A 15,989-nucleotide genomic window follows, 5' to 3' on the forward strand; every position below is an offset into this window, starting at 1 on the left:
TTTCGCTCTCTCTCATGCTAAGGTGCGTTCACCTTAACATACTGAATCTGTTTACCGTGTGCTGGTTTCTCTATCTTGTTCGTACCGCCGATAACGCCCTGTACACCGGGATCACTACCGATGTGGCGCGGCGTTTTCTGCAACATCAAACGGGGAAAGGTGCCAAAGCGCTGCGGGGGAAAGGGGAATTACAGCTCGCCTTTTCAGCGCCCGTTGGCGACAGATCGCTGGCGCTCAGAATGGAATACCGCATTAAGCAACTGACGAAGCGTCAGAAAGAGCGCCTCGTCACCGGAGACGGCTCCTTTGAGGCGCTTCGCGAGAGCCTGATTAAAAGCGATTGAAATGGTCGTGATACTCAACCAGACCGTTCACGCCATTAAGCGCGTCATCCGCCAGACGGTGCACCTGGAAGGCGGATTCCGTTCCCGGCCAGCGGCAGCGGAGATCGTAATGCGCTGCCGGCTCGAAGCCTAAACGGCCATAGAACGTAGCATCTCCCAGCGTCACCACGGCGGCATAGCCAAATTCGTTGAGCGAGTCCAGCCCTTCGTAAACCAGCTGGCGCGCCAGCCCCTGGCCGCGGTAGTGCTCATCAACCGCCAGCGGTGCCATTCCTACCCACTGTAACTCTTCGCCCTGAACGGTAACCGGGCTGAAGGCAACATAGCCCACCACCTGACCTTCGTCATCGGTGGCAACCAGCCCCAGCGTAATCAGGCCGTCTTCGCGGAGATCGTGGACCAGTTGCGCTTCGTCATCCCGCGCAAAAGAGCGGCGTAACAACGCATCGATTCCCGGTGCATCAATCCCAATTTCGACTCGAATCAGCATGGCTCACCTACTGAAGTGTGTTTACTTTCCGGCGGGGTTTTCAGCCCCGCCTCAACGAAATCTGCCATTTGCATCAACATCACACGCAGCGCTTTTGGCATCTGCTCCAGCTCAATGGCATCCATTAAATTCTTTACGTACAGACCAAGTTCCGTATCGCCTTCGATAACCAGTCGGCGCTGGAAGAAGAGTGTGTCCGGATCCTGCTTACGCGCGGCGATCATCAGCAGATCGCTGGCGCTGGCGCTAAAGCTCACATCCGCCTCGGCGGACTCACGGACGATCAGTTGGTCATTCTCAACAGAGGTAAACCAGCGCAGCCCGATATCGTGGACGTCAATGCTTAACCAGCGCCCTTCCAGGAACGCCAGCTCACCGTCCTGCAGTGCCTGGCGGAATTGCCAGCTCAGCACCTGCTCCAGCACCTGGCGTTTAAGCGCGAACGGGGCCAGTTTTACCGGCACGCTCAGCATTGATGGACCAAATTGTACGAGACGTGAACGCAGTTTATCCAGCACGAGCTTTACTCCCTGATAGCTATAGTCCTGCTATTTTGCCATATCCGAAGCACAACATAGCGGCGTAAATCAACAAACTGTCGTCAGGTATACCTCATTATTGGTGCCATCAATACGCCATTAGCTGCCTTAAATCAAAAATTGTCGCGTATGGGTTAATTAAAATCCCAGCTCGTTAACAAATTTGCGATCGACTACATCAGGATAAATTATGGAGCTGCTCTGCCCAGCCGGAAATCTTCCGGCGCTTAAGGCGGCCATCGAAAATGGGGCCGATGCGGTCTATATCGGGCTGAAAGATGATACCAACGCCCGCCATTTTGCTGGCCTCAACTTTACGGAGAAAAAGCTTCAGGAAGCCGTTACCTTCGTCCACCAGCACCGCCGCAAACTGCATATCGCCATCAATACCTTCGCCCATCCTGATGGCTACGCCCGTTGGCAACGCGCGGTGGATATGGCAGCACAGCTGGGCGCCGATGCGCTGATCCTCGCCGACCTCGCTATGCTTGAGTATGCGGCAGAACGCTATCCCCATATTGAGCGTCACGTCTCCGTTCAGGCATCTGCCACTAACGAAGAGGCGGTGCGTTTTTATCATCGTCACTTTGATGTTGCCCGCGTGGTGCTGCCACGCGTGCTCTCTATTCATCAGGTTAAGCAACTCGCGCGCGTCACGCCAGTACCACTGGAAGTTTTTGCCTTTGGCAGCCTGTGTATCATGGCCGAAGGCCGTTGCTATCTCTCCTCCTATTTAACCGGCGAGTCCCCCAATACCGTTGGGGCCTGCTCACCCGCCCGCTTTGTTCGCTGGCAACAGACGCCGCAGGGGCTGGAATCGCGCCTGAACGACGTGCTGATTGACCGCTATCAGGACGGCGAAAATGCCGGTTACCCGACGCTGTGCAAAGGCCGCTATCTGGTAGACGGCGAGCGTTACCACGCGCTGGAAGAGCCAACCAGCCTTAATACGCTGGAACTGCTACCAGAACTGCTGGCCGCCAATATCGCCTCGGTGAAAATTGAGGGCCGCCAGCGCAGCCCGGCGTACGTAAGCCAGGTGGCGAAAGTCTGGCGCCAGGCTATCGATCGCTGCATGGCAGACCCGCAGAACTACGCACCGCAACCGGCGTGGATGGAGACACTCGGTGCGATGTCCGAGGGTACACAAACCACGCTTGGCGCGTATCACCGTAAATGGCAGTGAGATAATCATGAAATATTCATTAGGGCCGGTGCTCTACTACTGGCCAAAAGAGACGCTGGAAGATTTTTACCACCAGGCCGCGACCAGCAGCGCAGATGTGATTTACCTCGGTGAAGCGGTATGCAGCAAACGCCGCGCCACCAAAGTGGGCGACTGGCTGGATATGGCGAAAAGCCTCGCCGGAAGCGGTAAACAGGTGGTGCTCTCAACGCTCGCCCTCGTCCAGGCCTCCTCCGAACTGGGTGAACTCAAACGCTACGTAGAGAACGGTGAATTCCTGCTGGAAGCCAGCGATCTGGGCGTAGTGAACATGTGCGCCGAACGCAGGCTGCCGTTTGTCGCAGGCCATGCGCTGAACTGCTATAACGCCGTGACGCTGCGCCTGCTGCTTAAACAGGGGATGACGCGCTGGTGCATGCCGGTCGAACTCTCGCGCGACTGGCTGGCTAACCTGCTCAACCAGTGCGAAACGCTGGGCATTCGCAATCAGTTTGAGGTGGAAGTGCTGAGCTATGGTCATCTGCCGCTGGCCTATTCTGCCCGCTGCTTCACCGCCCGCTCTGAAGACCGCCCGAAAGACGAGTGTGAAACCTGCTGCATCAAGTACCCGAACGGGCGCAGCATGCTGTCGCAGGAAAATCAGCAGGTGTTCGTCCTGAACGGTATCCAGACCATGAGCGGCTATGTGTATAACCTCGGCAATGAACTGGCGTCGATGAACGGTCTGGTCGACATGGTGCGCCTGTCACCGGTGGATACGGGCGTATTCGCCATGCTGGATGCCTTCCGCGCCAATGAAAACGGTGACGCTCCGCTGCCGTTAACCGCTAGCAGCGACTGTAACGGCTACTGGAAACGCCTCCCCGGGCTGGTGTTACAGGGCTGAAGAAGAAATGTAAAAGCTCACTTTGTTAACAACGGTTATTAAATTTTAATGCACTATTAAAAGATTCACCGTCGACAAAGTGAGCTGTTATGACTGATAAAACCATTCCGTTTTCGGTGCTGGACCTGGCGCCGATCCCTCAAGGCTCCTCAGCACGAGAAGCCTTTACCCACTCTCTCGATCTCGCTCGCCTGGCAGAAAAACGTGGTTATCACCGTTACTGGCTGGCTGAGCACCACAATATGGTTGGTATCGCCAGTGCGGCGACCTCCGTGCTGATTGGTTACCTGGCGGCGAACACCACCACGCTGCACCTTGGCTCCGGTGGCGTGATGCTGCCAAACCACGCCCCGCTGGTGATTGCCGAGCAGTTTGGTACGCTGAATACCCTCTATCCTGGCCGTATCGACCTGGGTCTTGGCCGTGCGCCGGGCAGCGACCAGCCGACCATGCGCGCCCTGCGTCGCCATATGAGCGGCGACATCGATAACTTCCCGCGCGATGTGGCTGAACTGGTGGACTGGTTTGACGCGCGTGACCCTAACCCGCACGTGCGCCCGGTGCCAGGCTACGGTGAGAAGATCCCGGTGTGGCTGTTGGGCTCAAGCCTGTACAGCGCGCAGCTTGCCGCGCAGCTGGGGCTGCCGTTCGCCTTTGCCTCACACTTCGCGCCAGATATGCTCCACCAGGCGCTTCATCTCTATCGCACAAATTTCAAACCTTCAGAGCGTCTGGAAAAACCGTATGCGATGGTGTGCATTAACATCGTTGCCGCCGACAGCAATCGCGATGCGGAATTCCTGTTCACCTCCATGCAACAGGCTTTTGTGAAGCTGCGTCGCGGTGAGACCGGCCAGCTGCCGCCGCCGGTGGAGAATATGCATCAGCTGTGGTCGGCATCCGAACAGTATGGCGTTCAGCAGGCGCTGAGCATGTCGCTGGTGGGGGATAAGGCAAAAGTGCGTCACGGGCTGGAGGCGGTGCTGCGTGAGACACAGGCGGATGAAATTATGGTTAACGGCCAGATTTTCGATCATCAGGCACGCTTGCATTCGTTTGACCTGGCGATGCAGGTGAAAGAGGAAGTGTCAGGTTAGCGCGGTTTGTTCCCCTCTCCCGTCGGGAGAGGGTGACAGGTGGTGTTACTGATACACCGGCAGCAGGTTAAAACTCGACAGGACATGCACCAGCGCGTTGCCAATACCGAACACCAGAATCAGCGCAATCATCGGCTTTCCACCCCAGACGCGGAATTTCGGGCTGCCGAAGCGTTTACGTGATTTGCGTGCCAGCAGCGCAGGCACAATCGCCGCCCAGATGGTCGCCGCCAGCCCGGCATAGCCGATGGCATAGAGGAAACCATTCGGCCACAGCAGACCGCCAACAATCGGTGGCAGGAAAGTCAGCAGCGCGGTTTTAAAGCGCCCCATAGCAGAATCATCAAAACCAAACAGATCGGCCAGGTAGTCAAACAGGCCCAGCGTCACGCCGAGGAAAGAGCTCGCGACGGCAAAGTTAGAGAACACCACCAGCAGCAGATCCAGACTGCGGCTGTTCAGTACGCCGCTCAACGCCTGTACCAGCACATCAATGTTACCGCCCTTCTGCGCAATGCCGATAAATTCAGGACGCGGGATATTGCCCATCGTCCCCAGCAGCCAAATCACGTACAGCGCCAGCGCCAGCAGCGTGCCGTAGATCAGGCACTTCACAATCGTGCGGGGATCTTTACCGTAATACTTCATCAGGCTCGGCACATTACCGTGGTAACCAAATGATGCCAGACAGAACGGCAGGGTCATCAGCAGGTACGGCGTGTAAGCGGTATTCGCCTCCGCCACGTTGAACAGCGTGGCCGGCGTAACGTGCCCAAGCAGGCTGCCGAAGGTCAGGAAGAAGGTGATCACCTTCGCGCCCAGCACAATCGCCGTCATGCGGCTCACCGCTTTGGTGCTCATCCAGACGATAAACGCGACGCCCAGCGCGAAGCACAAGCCCGCCACTCTTGCTGGCACGTTCAGCGACAACTCCGAGAATGTGTGATGCAGAATGGAGCCGCTCGCTGAGATGTACGCGTAAGTCAGGATGTAGAGCACAAAGGCAATGGAGAGGCCGTTTATCAGGTTCCAGCCTTTGCCTAACAGGTCTTTAGTGATGGTGTCGAAGCTGGAGCCAATGCGGTAGTTCAGGTTGGCTTCGAGGATCATCAGCCCGGAATGAAGCATACAGAACCAGGTAAACACCAGTGCCGCCAGCGACCAGAAGAACCACGCACCGGACATAACCACAGGCAGGGAGAACATCCCGGCACCAATGATGGTTCCGCCGATGATCACCACGCCGCCAAGCAGCGAAGGTGACGTTTGGGTGGTGGTAAGTGTCGCCATACAGCCTTTTCTCCAGTCAATAATGCGGTTATGCATGTTAGTGTGCAGCACTGTACCAGTACAAGAGTACAAAAGGAATAAAAAAAGCCCCGACAGTGTTTATCGGGGCTGTATAGATTACTTTACGTCAGAAACGAAAGACTTACGCGTCACCGAAACGACGACGAGCGGTACCTTCTTCACGACGTGGGCCACGGCTTTCGCGACGCTCGCCAGAGAAACGACGACCTTCGCCTGCGCCAGCGCGGTTGCCTTCGCTACGACCGCCTTCACGACGTTCGCCACCGAAACCACGACCACCGCCACGACGTTCGCCACCACGGTCAGTACGTGGCTGGGCATCGCCCATCAGCTGCATGTTCATCGGCTTGTTCAGGATGCGGGTGCGAGTAAAGTGCTGCAGTACTTCGCCCGGCATGCCTTTTGGCAGCTCGATAGTAGAGTGAGATGCGAACAGCTTGATGTTACCGATGTAACGGCTGCTGATGTCGCCTTCGTTAGCGATCGCGCCAACGATATGACGAACTTCAACACCATCATCACGGCCCACTTCAATGCGGTACAGTTCCATTTCGCCAGCGTCACGACGTTCACGACGTGGACGCTCTTCGCCACTGCGCTCTGGACGGTCAGCACGTGGACCACGATCGTTACGATCGCCACGACGTTCGAAACGCTCGTCACGGTCACGGAACTCACGCTTAGGACGCATCGGTGCATCTGGTGGCACGATCAGGGTACGTTCGCCCTGAGCCATTTTCAGCAGTGCTGCGGCCAGCGTTTCCATATCCAGCTCTTCGCCTTCAGCGGTAGGCTGAATCTGTGCCAGCAGTGCACGATACTGGTCCAGGTCGCTGCTTTCCAGCTGCTGCTGGACTTTCGCGGCGAATTTTTCCAGACGGCGTTTGCCCAGCAGTTCTGCATTTGGCAGTTCCGCTTCTGGAATGGTCAGCTTCATGGTGCGTTCAATGTTACGCAGCAGACGACGCTCGCGGTTCTCAACGAACAGCAGCGCACGACCTGCACGACCCGCACGACCGGTACGACCGATACGGTGAACGTAGGACTCGGAGTCCATTGGAATATCGTAGTTAACAACCAGGCTGATACGCTCAACGTCCAGACCACGTGCTGCCACGTCGGTTGCAATCAGGATATCCAGACGACCGTCTTTCAGGCGCTCCAGCGTCTGCTCACGCAGAGCCTGGTTCATGTCACCGTTCAGCGCTGCGCTGTTGTAGCCGCTACGCTCCAGCGCTTCAGCCACTTCCAGGGTCGCGTTTTTGGTACGAACGAAGATAATCGCCGCATCAAAATCTTCCGCTTCCAGGAAACGAACCAGCGCTTCGTTTTTACGCATACCGTATACAGACCAGTAGCTCTGGCTGATGTCCGGGCGAGTGGTCACGCTGGACTGAATGCGCACTTCCTGCGGCTCTTTCATGAAGCGGCGGGTAATGCGACGAATCGCTTCTGGCATGGTTGCAGAGAACAGAGCGGTCTGATGACCTTCCGGGATCTGCGCCATAATTGTTTCTACGTCTTCGATGAAGCCCATACGCAGCATTTCATCTGCTTCATCCAGTACCAGACCGCTCAGTTTAGAGAGGTCAAGAGTACCGCGCTTCAGGTGATCCAGCAGACGGCCCGGCGTACCGACAACAATCTGTGGACCCTGGCGCAGGGCACGTAACTGCACGTCATAACGCTGGCCACCGTACAGGGCCACCACGTTTACGCCGCGCATATGTTTAGAGAAATCAGTCATAGCTTCTGCAACCTGAACAGCCAGTTCACGGGTTGGAGCCAGGACGAGGATCTGCGGTGCACGCAGTTCCGGATCGATGTTATGCAGCAGCGGCAGCGAGAACGCTGCGGTTTTGCCGCTACCAGTCTGGGCCATGCCCAGCACGTCACGACCAGACAACAGATGTGGGATACATTCTGCCTGGATCGGAGATGGTTTTTCGTAACCCAGATCGGTAAGGGCTTCAAGGATAGGAGCCTTCAGGCCCAGATCTGCAAAAGTGGTTTCGAATTCAGCCATGTAGTACGAGTGCCTCAATGTCAATGGCGGCCAGTCTACTTAGCTCATCGTGAAAATGATTAGCAATTTTCATTGAAAAGTGTGAACCGGCTCAAAGTAGATGTATTGACGAACAACAACGCCCTCACCAGTTAAGGTGATGGCAATCAAAAGATTACGGGCTGATGTTTATGTCGTCAGCTATTGCTGGTCCGATTCTGCCAGGTCGTCTTGCTCCTGGCCCAAGAGCGATAATTCCAACAATGCATAACGGTGCTCAACGAAGTTGTGTACGTTGTTAGCAACCGCTAATTTGAACAGTGCCGTAGCGCTGTCCTTATCCCCCAGACTTAGGTAGTACTTACCTAAATAGAAGTTGGTTTCACTGAGATGCTCAGCGAGCGAGGTGTTATCCGTTGCGTCCGCCTTGAGGCGTTCCATCAGCGTTGCTTCGCTAATGTTGCCCAGGTAGAACTCGACAATGTTCCATCCCCACTGTTCCTTGTCCGATTTATCGAAGCGCTGTTTCAGTGCTTCTTTTGCCTGCTTCTCATCGAGCTTCTGCTCAACGATGTATAACCACAGACTGCGGAAAGGATCATTAGGATCGTCTTGATAAAACGCCAGCAGATCATCTTGCGCTAACTTATCACGACCGCCGTAATACAGGGCGATACCGCGATTCAAGTGCGCGTAGTTGTAAGTTGGATCAAGCTCAAGTACAGAATCAAACGCTTCATAGGCAGCATCAAAATTGCCTGCCTGCGTTAAATAAATGCCTAAGTAATTGAATACTTCAGGCATATCAGGTCGGATTGCCAGCGCTTGTGAGAAATCATTCCGCGCTAATGCCCTCAGACCGAGACTATCATACAACACTCCGCGCTCATATAAAAGCTGTGCGCGTTCGTCATCGGTTAAAGCCCGACTGGCAAGAATTTGTTCCATGCGTGCCAGAATCACTTCCTGCTGCAAAGTCGGTTGCAATGGCACTGCGAGGACTTCGCTCTTACGCCAGGCAGAGTTGCTGCATCCTGCCAGCGTTAAAGCTGTCGCAACGAAACACCAGCGCAAAAAAGGCTTCATTTCCCACTCCCGAAGACAACTATTGGATGAACGTCCTGTCCCCCGGCGGCTTAACAAGGCGTCCTGCCTGATAATAGGCCCTCCGCCGAAGCGGAGGGCAAATGCAACTTACTCGCCTTGCTGTTCTGCTGCCGATGCTTCTGGCGCAGCAGCCGGCTGAGACTGCTCGGTTGCTTCTTTAATGCTCAGACGGATACGGCCCTGGCGGTCAACTTCCAGAACTTTAACCGGGACTTCCTGACCCATCTGCAGGTAATCGGTCACTTTCTCAACGCGCTTGTCAGCGATTTGAGATATGTGAACCAGACCTTCTTTACCGCCACCGATGGCAACGAACGCGCCAAAGTCAACGATACGGGTCACTTTACCATTGTAGATACGGCCCACTTCGATTTCTGCAGTAATTTCTTCGATGCGACGAATAGCGAATTTCGCTTTCTCGCCGTCGGTCGCTGCAATTTTCACCGTACCGTCATCTTCGATTTCGATAGTGGTGCCAGTCTCTTCGGTCAGAGCACGGATAACGGAACCGCCCTTACCGATAACATCTTTGATCTTGTCTGGATTGATCTTGATGGTGTGGATACGCGGAGCGAACTGAGAAATGTCGCCACGTGGCGCGTTGATCGCCTGTTCCATCACGCCCAGGATGTGCAGACGAGCACCTTTAGCCTGGTTCAGCGCAACCTGCATGATCTCTTTGGTGATACCTTCAATTTTGATATCCATCTGCAGCGCAGAGATACCATCGCGGGAACCCGCAACTTTGAAGTCCATATCGCCCAGGTGGTCTTCGTCGCCCAGAATGTCAGACAGAACAACAAAATTCTCGCCTTCTTTCACCAGGCCCATTGCGATACCCGCAACGGCAGCTTTGATTGGCACGCCTGCATCCATCAGCGCCAGAGATGCGCCACACACGGAAGCCATGGAAGAAGAACCGTTAGATTCGGTGATTTCAGAAACCACACGAACGGTGTACGGGAATTTGTCAGCATCCGGCATCACTGCCAGCACACCACGCTTCGCCAGACGACCGTGACCAATTTCACGACGCTTAGGCGAACCCACCATACCGGTTTCACCTACGGAGTATGGAGGGAAGTTGTAGTGGAACAGGAAGCTGTCAGTACGCTCGCCCATCAGTTCGTCGATGTTCTGCGCGTCACGTGCTGTCCCCAGGGTCGCGGTAACCAGCGCCTGCGTTTCGCCACGGGTGAACAGTGCAGAACCGTGAGTACGTGGCAGAACGCCAGTACGCACGTCCAGACCACGGATCATGTCTTTTTCGCGGCCATCGATACGCGGCTCACCCGCCAGGACGCGGCTACGAACCACGTTTTTCTCGATAGCGTGCAGAATTTCGCTCAGCTCGTTAGCATCCAGCGTTTCGTCTTCAGCAATCAGCGTTGCGATAGTTTCGTCTTTGATCACGTCAACCTGAGCATAACGCTCCTGTTTGTCGGTGATGCGATAAGCATCGCTCAGACGAGATTCAGCCAGCGCAGCAACGCGTGCATTCAGCGCGTCGTTGACGGCTTCAGGCTGCCAGTCCCAACGTGGTTTGCCCGCTTCTTTAACCAGATCGTTGATGTTCTGAATAACGATCTGCTGCTGATCGTGGCCAAAGACCACCGCGCCCAGCATCTGGTCTTCGCTCAGCAGTTCCGCTTCGGATTCAACCATCAGCACAGCCGCTTCAGTACCAGCAACAACCAGGTCCAGCTTACTTTCTTTCAGCTCTTCCTGCGTTGGGTTCAGCACGTACTGGTCGTTGATGTAACCAACGCGTGCAGCACCGATTGGGCCATTGAATGGAATACCAGACAGTGACAGGGCCGCGGAAGCACCGATCATCGCAACGATATCCGGGTTAACCTGTGGGTTAACGGAAACAACGGTCGCGATAACCTGCACTTCGTTCACGAAGCCTTCCGGGAACAGCGGACGAACCGGGCGGTCAATCAGACGCGCAATCAGGGTTTCGCCTTCGCTTGGACGGCCTTCACGACGGAAGAAGCCACCCGGAATTTTACCGGCAGCGTAGGTACGCTCCTGGTAGTTAACGGTCAGTGGGAAGAAGTCCTGACCTGGTTTTGCTTTTTTCTGGCCAACTACGGTTACGAATACCGCAGTGTCATCCATGCTTACCATAACGGCAGCAGTAGCCTGACGTGCCATCATGCCGGTTTCCAGCGTGACGGTGTGTTGACCATACTGGAATTTACGAACGATCGGATTCAGCAAAGTTCTGTCCTTTCTTAAATGTATGACAGCACACCACCGGTGTGCTGACGATTTAACCCGACCTTCTTCGCATCCTCGCGACTAATGACAACCAACACCCCCATGGGTGAAGCCTCTCATTAGCCGCGCGAACCTCTGCAATGAAGATCATTTATAGCAACAATACAATAGTTTCCAGTGAATTGCTGCCGTCTGGTTGAAAAAAGGGGCCATCAGGCCCCCTTTTCTGAAACTCGCAAGACTTAGCGACGCAGACCCAGACGCTCGATCAGCGCGGAGTAACGTGCAACATCTTTACGTTTCAGGTAGTCGAGCAGTTTACGACGCTGAGAAACCATACGCAGCAGACCACGACGGCTGTGGTGATCTTTTTTGTGCTCTGCAAAGTGACCCTGCAGGTGGTTAATCTGTGCAGTCAGCAGTGCAACCTGAACTTCGGTAGAACCGCTGTCGTTAGTACCACGACCAAACTCAGAAACGATTTTAGCTTTAGCTTCAACGCTTAGAGACATTTTCAAACTCCAGAATATAAAGAATGTAAGGATGCCGATCTCTAATTCAGCAATCCCAGTATACGTCCCGCAATATGTTAAACAATTTGCCGAACGTTAAGCCGCGATATTCTACTCGTCTCCCCTGCTTATCGCAAGGCGAGCCGTTATCGCTATCAGGCTTCAACCGGATACTCAACGACCAGGCGACGCGGCGCGACGCGGCCTTCGCCATCCATTTCACCCATGCCGATAAACTTACCTTCATCCCCCTCGGTCACGCGTACCAGACCTTCAGAAGGAGCACTGGTGGTACGAACCGGGTTTCCGTTCTTAAAGTAAACGGAGGATGTTAAAGGAAGATTAACAACCGGGAAATCGGCTGCCGGGCTGTCCATTGGCATCAGCAGCGGATCGAGCAAATCGGCCGGCGCAATCTCCTGCGCTTCCGCCTGCTCAACCAACTCGCGCAGATGTTCAAGGGTGACCATTCGCTCAACCGGGTACGTGCTCACGGCCAGGCGACGCAGGTAAATCACGTGCGCACCGCAGCCCAGTTTTTCACCCAGGTCGTCGATGATGGTACGAATATAGGTGCCTTTCGAACAGTGAACTTCCAGCTCCAGCTCATCGCCTTCGTGACGAATAAAGAGCAGTTCGTACACGGTAATCGGACGGGGTTCACGAGGAACGTCAATGCCCTGGCGTGCATATTCGTACAGTTTTTTACCCTGGTACTTCAGCGCCGAATACATTGACGGTACCTGCAGCGTGTCGCCACGGAAACTTTCCAGCGCAGCATCAAGTTGCTCCGCGCTGAAGGTCACCGGACGCTCTTCTACCACCTGACCATCGGCATCGGAGGTGTCCGTGCGCTGGCCTAATCGGGCGATGACCCGATAGCGCTTATCGGAGTCCAGCAGGTACTGGGAAAACTTTGTCGCTTCCCCCAGGCAGATCGGCAGCATGCCGGTCGCCAGCGGATCGAGCGCGCCCGTGTGGCCCGCACGGTTGGCGTTAAAAATACGCTTAACTTTTTGCAGCACGTCGTTGCTGGAAGCGCCCTGGGGTTTATCCAGCAGCAGCACACCATGCACGTCGCGACCGCGACGACGAGGACGACTCATTAGTCCTCCTTGCTGTCGTCCGTTGGGTTAACACGACGTTCGTCGTCATGTTTCACCACGCTGGTCACCAGGTTCGACATGCGCATACCTTCGACCAGAGAGTTGTCGTAGAAGAAGGTCAGCTCAGGCACGATACGCAGACGCATCGCTTTGCCGAGCAGAGAGCGGATGTAGCCAGAGGCTTCCTGCAGCGCTTTAATGCCGTTTTTTACCGCGGCTTCGTCCTGATCGTTCAGGAAGGTCACGAACACTTTGGCATACGCCAGGTCGCGGGACATTTCCACGCCGGACACGGTGGTCATCACACCCACGCGTGGATCTTTAATTTCACGTTGCAGGATGAGGGCGATCTCTTTCTGCATTTCTTGCGCTACGCGCTGCGGGCGACCAAATTCTTTCGCCATAATAAATTCTCCAGACAAAAAAGGGGCAAAAAGCCCCTTTTAAAATTATTACCGGGTGGCGCTTTGCTTACCCGGCCTGCATCGATGATTAAGCAATCGTACGCTGAATTTCGATGATCTCGAACACTTCGATCATGTCGCCAACGCGAACGTCGTTGTAGTTCTTCACGCCGATACCACATTCCATGCCGTTACGGACTTCGTTAACGTCATCTTTGAAGCGGCGCAGGGATTCCAGCTCGCCTTCGTAGATAACCACGTTGTCACGCAGTACGCGGATTGGGTTGTGACGTTTGATGATACCTTCGGTAACCATACAGCCCGCGATCGCACCAAATTTCGGTGATTTGAACACGTCACGCACTTCAGCCAGACCGATGATCTGCTGTTTCAGCTCTGGAGACAGCATGCCGCTCATCGCTGCTTTCACTTCGTCGATCAGGTTATAGATGACGGAGTAGTAACGCAGATCCAGGCTTTCAGCATCAATCACTTTACGTGCAGACGCGTCAGCACGTACGTTGAAGCCGACCAGGATTGCATTGGATGCAGCAGCCAGGGTGGCGTCGGTTTCGGTGATACCCCCTACGCCAGAACCGATGATCTTCACTTTAACTTCGTCAGTAGACAGTTTCAGCAAGGAGTCGGAGATCGCTTCCACAGAACCCTGAACGTCGGCTTTCAGAACGATGTTCACTTCGTGAACTTCGCCTTCGGTCATGTTCGCAAACATGTTCTCGAGTTTAGATTTCTGCTGACGAGCCAGTTTAACTTCACGGAATTTGCCCTGACGATACAGTGCAACTTCGCGCGCTTTCTTCTCGTCACGTACGACGGTCACTTCATCACCCGCAGCCGGCACACCGGACAGGCCCAGGATTTCCACTGGAATGGACGGACCTGCTTCCAGAACTTCCTGGCCCAGTTCGTTACGCATCGCACGAACACGACCGTATTCGAAACCACACAGAACGATATCGCCTTTATGCAGCGTACCTTCACGAACCAGAACGGTTGCAACCGGACCACGACCTTTATCCAGGAAGGATTCGATAACCGCGCCACTCGCCATACCTTTACGAACCGCTTTCAGCTCCAGAACTTCAGCCTGCAGCAGGATAGCGTTCAGCAGGTCGTCGATACCGGTACCGGCTTTCGCAGATACTGGGATGAACTGCGCTTCACCGCCCCACTCTTCCGGCATAACACCGTACTGGGAGAGTTCGTTTTTAACGCGATCCATGTCAGCTTCTGGCTTATCGATCTTGTTCACTGCAACTACCAGAGGCACCTGCGCCGCTTTCGCGTGCTGAATAGCTTCAATGGTCTGTGGCATCACGCCGTCGTCTGCAGCAACAACCAGTACAACGATATCCGTTGCCTGAGCACCACGAGCACGCATAGAGGTAAACGCTGCGTGGCCCGGGGTATCCAGGAAGGTGATCATGCCGTTGTCGGTTTCTACGTGGTACGCACCGATGTGCTGGGTAATACCACCCGCTTCACCGGAGGCCACTTTCGTCGAACGAATGTAGTCGAGCAGAGAGGTTTTACCGTGGTCAACGTGACCCATGATGGTCACTACAGGCGCGCGCGGTTCTGCCGCTGCACCGGTGTCACGGTCGCTCATTACTGCTTCTTCCAGCTCGTTTTCACGACGCAGGATAACTTTGTGGCCCATCTCTTCGGCTACCAGTTGCGCAGTTTCCTGGTCGATAACCTGGTTGATGGTGGCCATTGCGCCCAGTTTCATCATCGCTTTGATGACCTGAGAGCCTTTAACCGCCATTTTGTTGGCCAGATCGCCAACGGTGATGGTTTCACCAATCACTACGTCACGGTTAACAGCCTGAGCTGGCTTCTGGAAGCCCTGCTGCAGTGCGGAACCTTTACGCTTGCCGCCTTTACCACCGCGGATCGCTGCACGTGCTTCTTCACGGTCAGCTTTAGATTCAGCGTGCTTGTTGCCTTTTTTGGCTGGGCGAGCAGCTTTGGTGCTGCGAGTACGGCCACGACCACCTTCAACTTCACGGTCGTTATCGTCTTCTGCCTGGCGCGCATGCTGAGAAGTGGTGACGTGATAATCGCTGGTGTCTTCAGACGCTTCAGCAGGGTTCACACCGTTCTTCTCGTTTTCTTCAGCCATACGGCGCGCTTCTTCAGCTACACGGCGAGCTTCTTCTTCAAGCTTGCGGCGGGCTTCTTCTTCCGCTTTACGCTTCAGCTCGGCAGCTTCATTTTCACGGCGGGCTTTTTCAGCCTGGGCGGTTTTTGTCATTTCGTCGGTCTGTTGATTGCTCACTTTGTCTTTTTCCGCAGCTTCACGCTTCACTTTATCACTTGCGTCGCGCTTCGCTTTTTCTGCGGCCTCACGTTCAGCTTTTAATTCTGCTTCACGTTTGGCAGTCGCTTCTGCCTCACGCTGAGCTTGTTCTTCCGCTTCACGCTGTGCCTGCTCTTCCGCAGCAAGGCGTTCTGCCTCTTGCGGATCACGTTTTACAAAGGTGCGTGTCTTGCGGACTTCAATTTGTACCGATTTGCTTTTACCACCGGTACCAGGGATATTCAACGTGCTACGCGTTTTGCGCTGCAGCGTCAGCTTGTCAGGCGTCGAACCGTGTTCACGGTTCAGGTGCGCTAACAAGGTTTGTTTTTCTTGCGCGTTCACCGAGTCATCAGCGGACTTCGGGATCCCTGCATCAGCAAATTGCTGTACCAGGCGGTCCACGGAGGTCTGAATCTCGGCAGCCAGCGATTTTACAGTTACATCAGTCAT

The 15,989-nt window shown here is 54.8% G+C and carries 15 protein-coding genes; 4 read left to right on the forward strand and 11 right to left on the reverse strand.

From position 1 onward, the window contains the following. Window positions 1-14: 14 nt before the first annotated feature. On the forward strand, window positions 15-344 hold the full coding sequence (locus L462_RS07575; protein WP_014171769.1) for a GIY-YIG nuclease family protein: 330 nt from the start codon (window positions 15-17) through the stop codon (window positions 342-344). Here L462_RS07575 and L462_RS07570 read toward each other — a convergent pair. Both L462_RS07570 and L462_RS07565 read right to left on the reverse strand, forming a co-directional pair. Continuing rightward, window positions 331-834, reverse strand: a complete 504-nt coding sequence (locus L462_RS07570) for a GNAT family N-acetyltransferase (RefSeq protein WP_020883545.1) — start codon at window positions 832-834, stop codon at window positions 331-333. The two genes, L462_RS07575 and L462_RS07570, sit on opposite strands and share 14 nt — an antisense overlap. After that, complete coding sequence (locus tag L462_RS07565) at window positions 828-1,352, reverse strand: ubiquinone anaerobic biosynthesis accessory factor UbiT (RefSeq protein WP_032679042.1); 525 nt, start codon at window positions 1,350-1,352, stop codon at window positions 828-830. Before L462_RS07565 ends, L462_RS07570 begins: the two co-directional genes overlap by 7 nt. A gap of 211 nt (window positions 1,353-1,563) precedes the next feature. Between L462_RS07565 and L462_RS07560 the strand changes: the two genes are divergently transcribed. The 3 genes from L462_RS07560 to L462_RS07550 all read left to right on the forward strand — a co-directional run bounded on the left by L462_RS07560 (window position 1,564) and on the right by L462_RS07550 (window position 4,542). Beyond that, window positions 1,564-2,559, forward strand: a complete 996-nt coding sequence (locus tag L462_RS07560; protein WP_020883543.1) for a ubiquinone anaerobic biosynthesis protein UbiU — start codon at window positions 1,564-1,566, stop codon at window positions 2,557-2,559. A gap of 7 nt (window positions 2,560-2,566) precedes the next feature. Then, on the forward strand, window positions 2,567-3,445 hold the full coding sequence (locus L462_RS07555; RefSeq protein ID WP_032679043.1) for a U32 family peptidase: 879 nt from the start codon (window positions 2,567-2,569) through the stop codon (window positions 3,443-3,445). A gap of 89 nt (window positions 3,446-3,534) precedes the next feature. Continuing rightward, complete coding sequence (locus tag L462_RS07550) at window positions 3,535-4,542, forward strand: luciferase-like monooxygenase (protein ID WP_032679044.1); 1,008 nt, start codon at window positions 3,535-3,537, stop codon at window positions 4,540-4,542. 45 nt (window positions 4,543-4,587) lie between these two features. Here L462_RS07550 and mtr read toward each other — a convergent pair whose 3' ends face one another. From mtr to infB, 9 genes are all read right to left on the reverse strand, one after another. Then, window positions 4,588-5,832: a tryptophan permease gene (gene mtr / locus L462_RS07545; RefSeq protein WP_032679046.1), complete on the reverse strand. Its 1,245-nt coding sequence runs from the start codon at window positions 5,830-5,832 to the stop codon at window positions 4,588-4,590. A gap of 142 nt (window positions 5,833-5,974) precedes the next feature. Next, window positions 5,975-7,879 (reverse strand): DEAD/DEAH family ATP-dependent RNA helicase, encoded by a 1,905-nt coding sequence (locus tag L462_RS07540; protein WP_020883539.1) that lies wholly within the window; start codon window positions 7,877-7,879, stop codon window positions 5,975-5,977. Next, on the reverse strand, window positions 7,872-7,952 hold the full coding sequence (gene yrbN / locus L462_RS25780; RefSeq protein WP_100122156.1) for a protein YrbN: 81 nt from the start codon (window positions 7,950-7,952) through the stop codon (window positions 7,872-7,874). Before yrbN ends, L462_RS07540 begins: the two co-directional genes overlap by 8 nt. A gap of 107 nt (window positions 7,953-8,059) precedes the next feature. Then, window positions 8,060-8,944 (reverse strand): lipoprotein NlpI, encoded by an 885-nt coding sequence (nlpI, locus tag L462_RS07535; protein WP_013098912.1) that lies wholly within the window; start codon window positions 8,942-8,944, stop codon window positions 8,060-8,062. A 108-nt stretch (window positions 8,945-9,052) separates the two neighbouring features. Beyond that, window positions 9,053-11,191, reverse strand: a complete 2,139-nt coding sequence (pnp, locus tag L462_RS07530) for a polyribonucleotide nucleotidyltransferase (RefSeq protein ID WP_014171780.1) — start codon at window positions 11,189-11,191, stop codon at window positions 9,053-9,055. 242 nt (window positions 11,192-11,433) lie between these two features. Further along, on the reverse strand, window positions 11,434-11,703 hold the full coding sequence (rpsO, locus tag L462_RS07525) for a 30S ribosomal protein S15 (RefSeq protein WP_013098914.1): 270 nt from the start codon (window positions 11,701-11,703) through the stop codon (window positions 11,434-11,436). A 155-nt stretch (window positions 11,704-11,858) separates the two neighbouring features. Then, window positions 11,859-12,809, reverse strand: a complete 951-nt coding sequence (gene truB / locus L462_RS07520) for a tRNA pseudouridine(55) synthase TruB (protein ID WP_014171782.1) — start codon at window positions 12,807-12,809, stop codon at window positions 11,859-11,861. Continuing rightward, entirely contained in the window at window positions 12,809-13,213 is a 405-nt protein-coding gene (rbfA, locus tag L462_RS07515) for a 30S ribosome-binding factor RbfA (protein ID WP_014171783.1), read from the reverse strand. The genes truB and rbfA overlap by 1 nt, the downstream gene beginning before the upstream one ends. 88 nt (window positions 13,214-13,301) lie before the next feature. Then, the gene (gene infB, locus L462_RS07510; protein ID WP_014171784.1) at window positions 13,302-15,989 is read right to left on the reverse strand and encodes a translation initiation factor IF-2; all 2,688 of its coding nucleotides are present in this window, start codon (window positions 15,987-15,989) and stop codon (window positions 13,302-13,304) included.

Origin of the sequence: Enterobacter sp. BIDMC 26 (assembly GCF_000534435.1) — a bacterium.
GTDB lineage: Bacteria > Pseudomonadota > Gammaproteobacteria > Enterobacterales > Enterobacteriaceae > Enterobacter > Enterobacter ludwigii.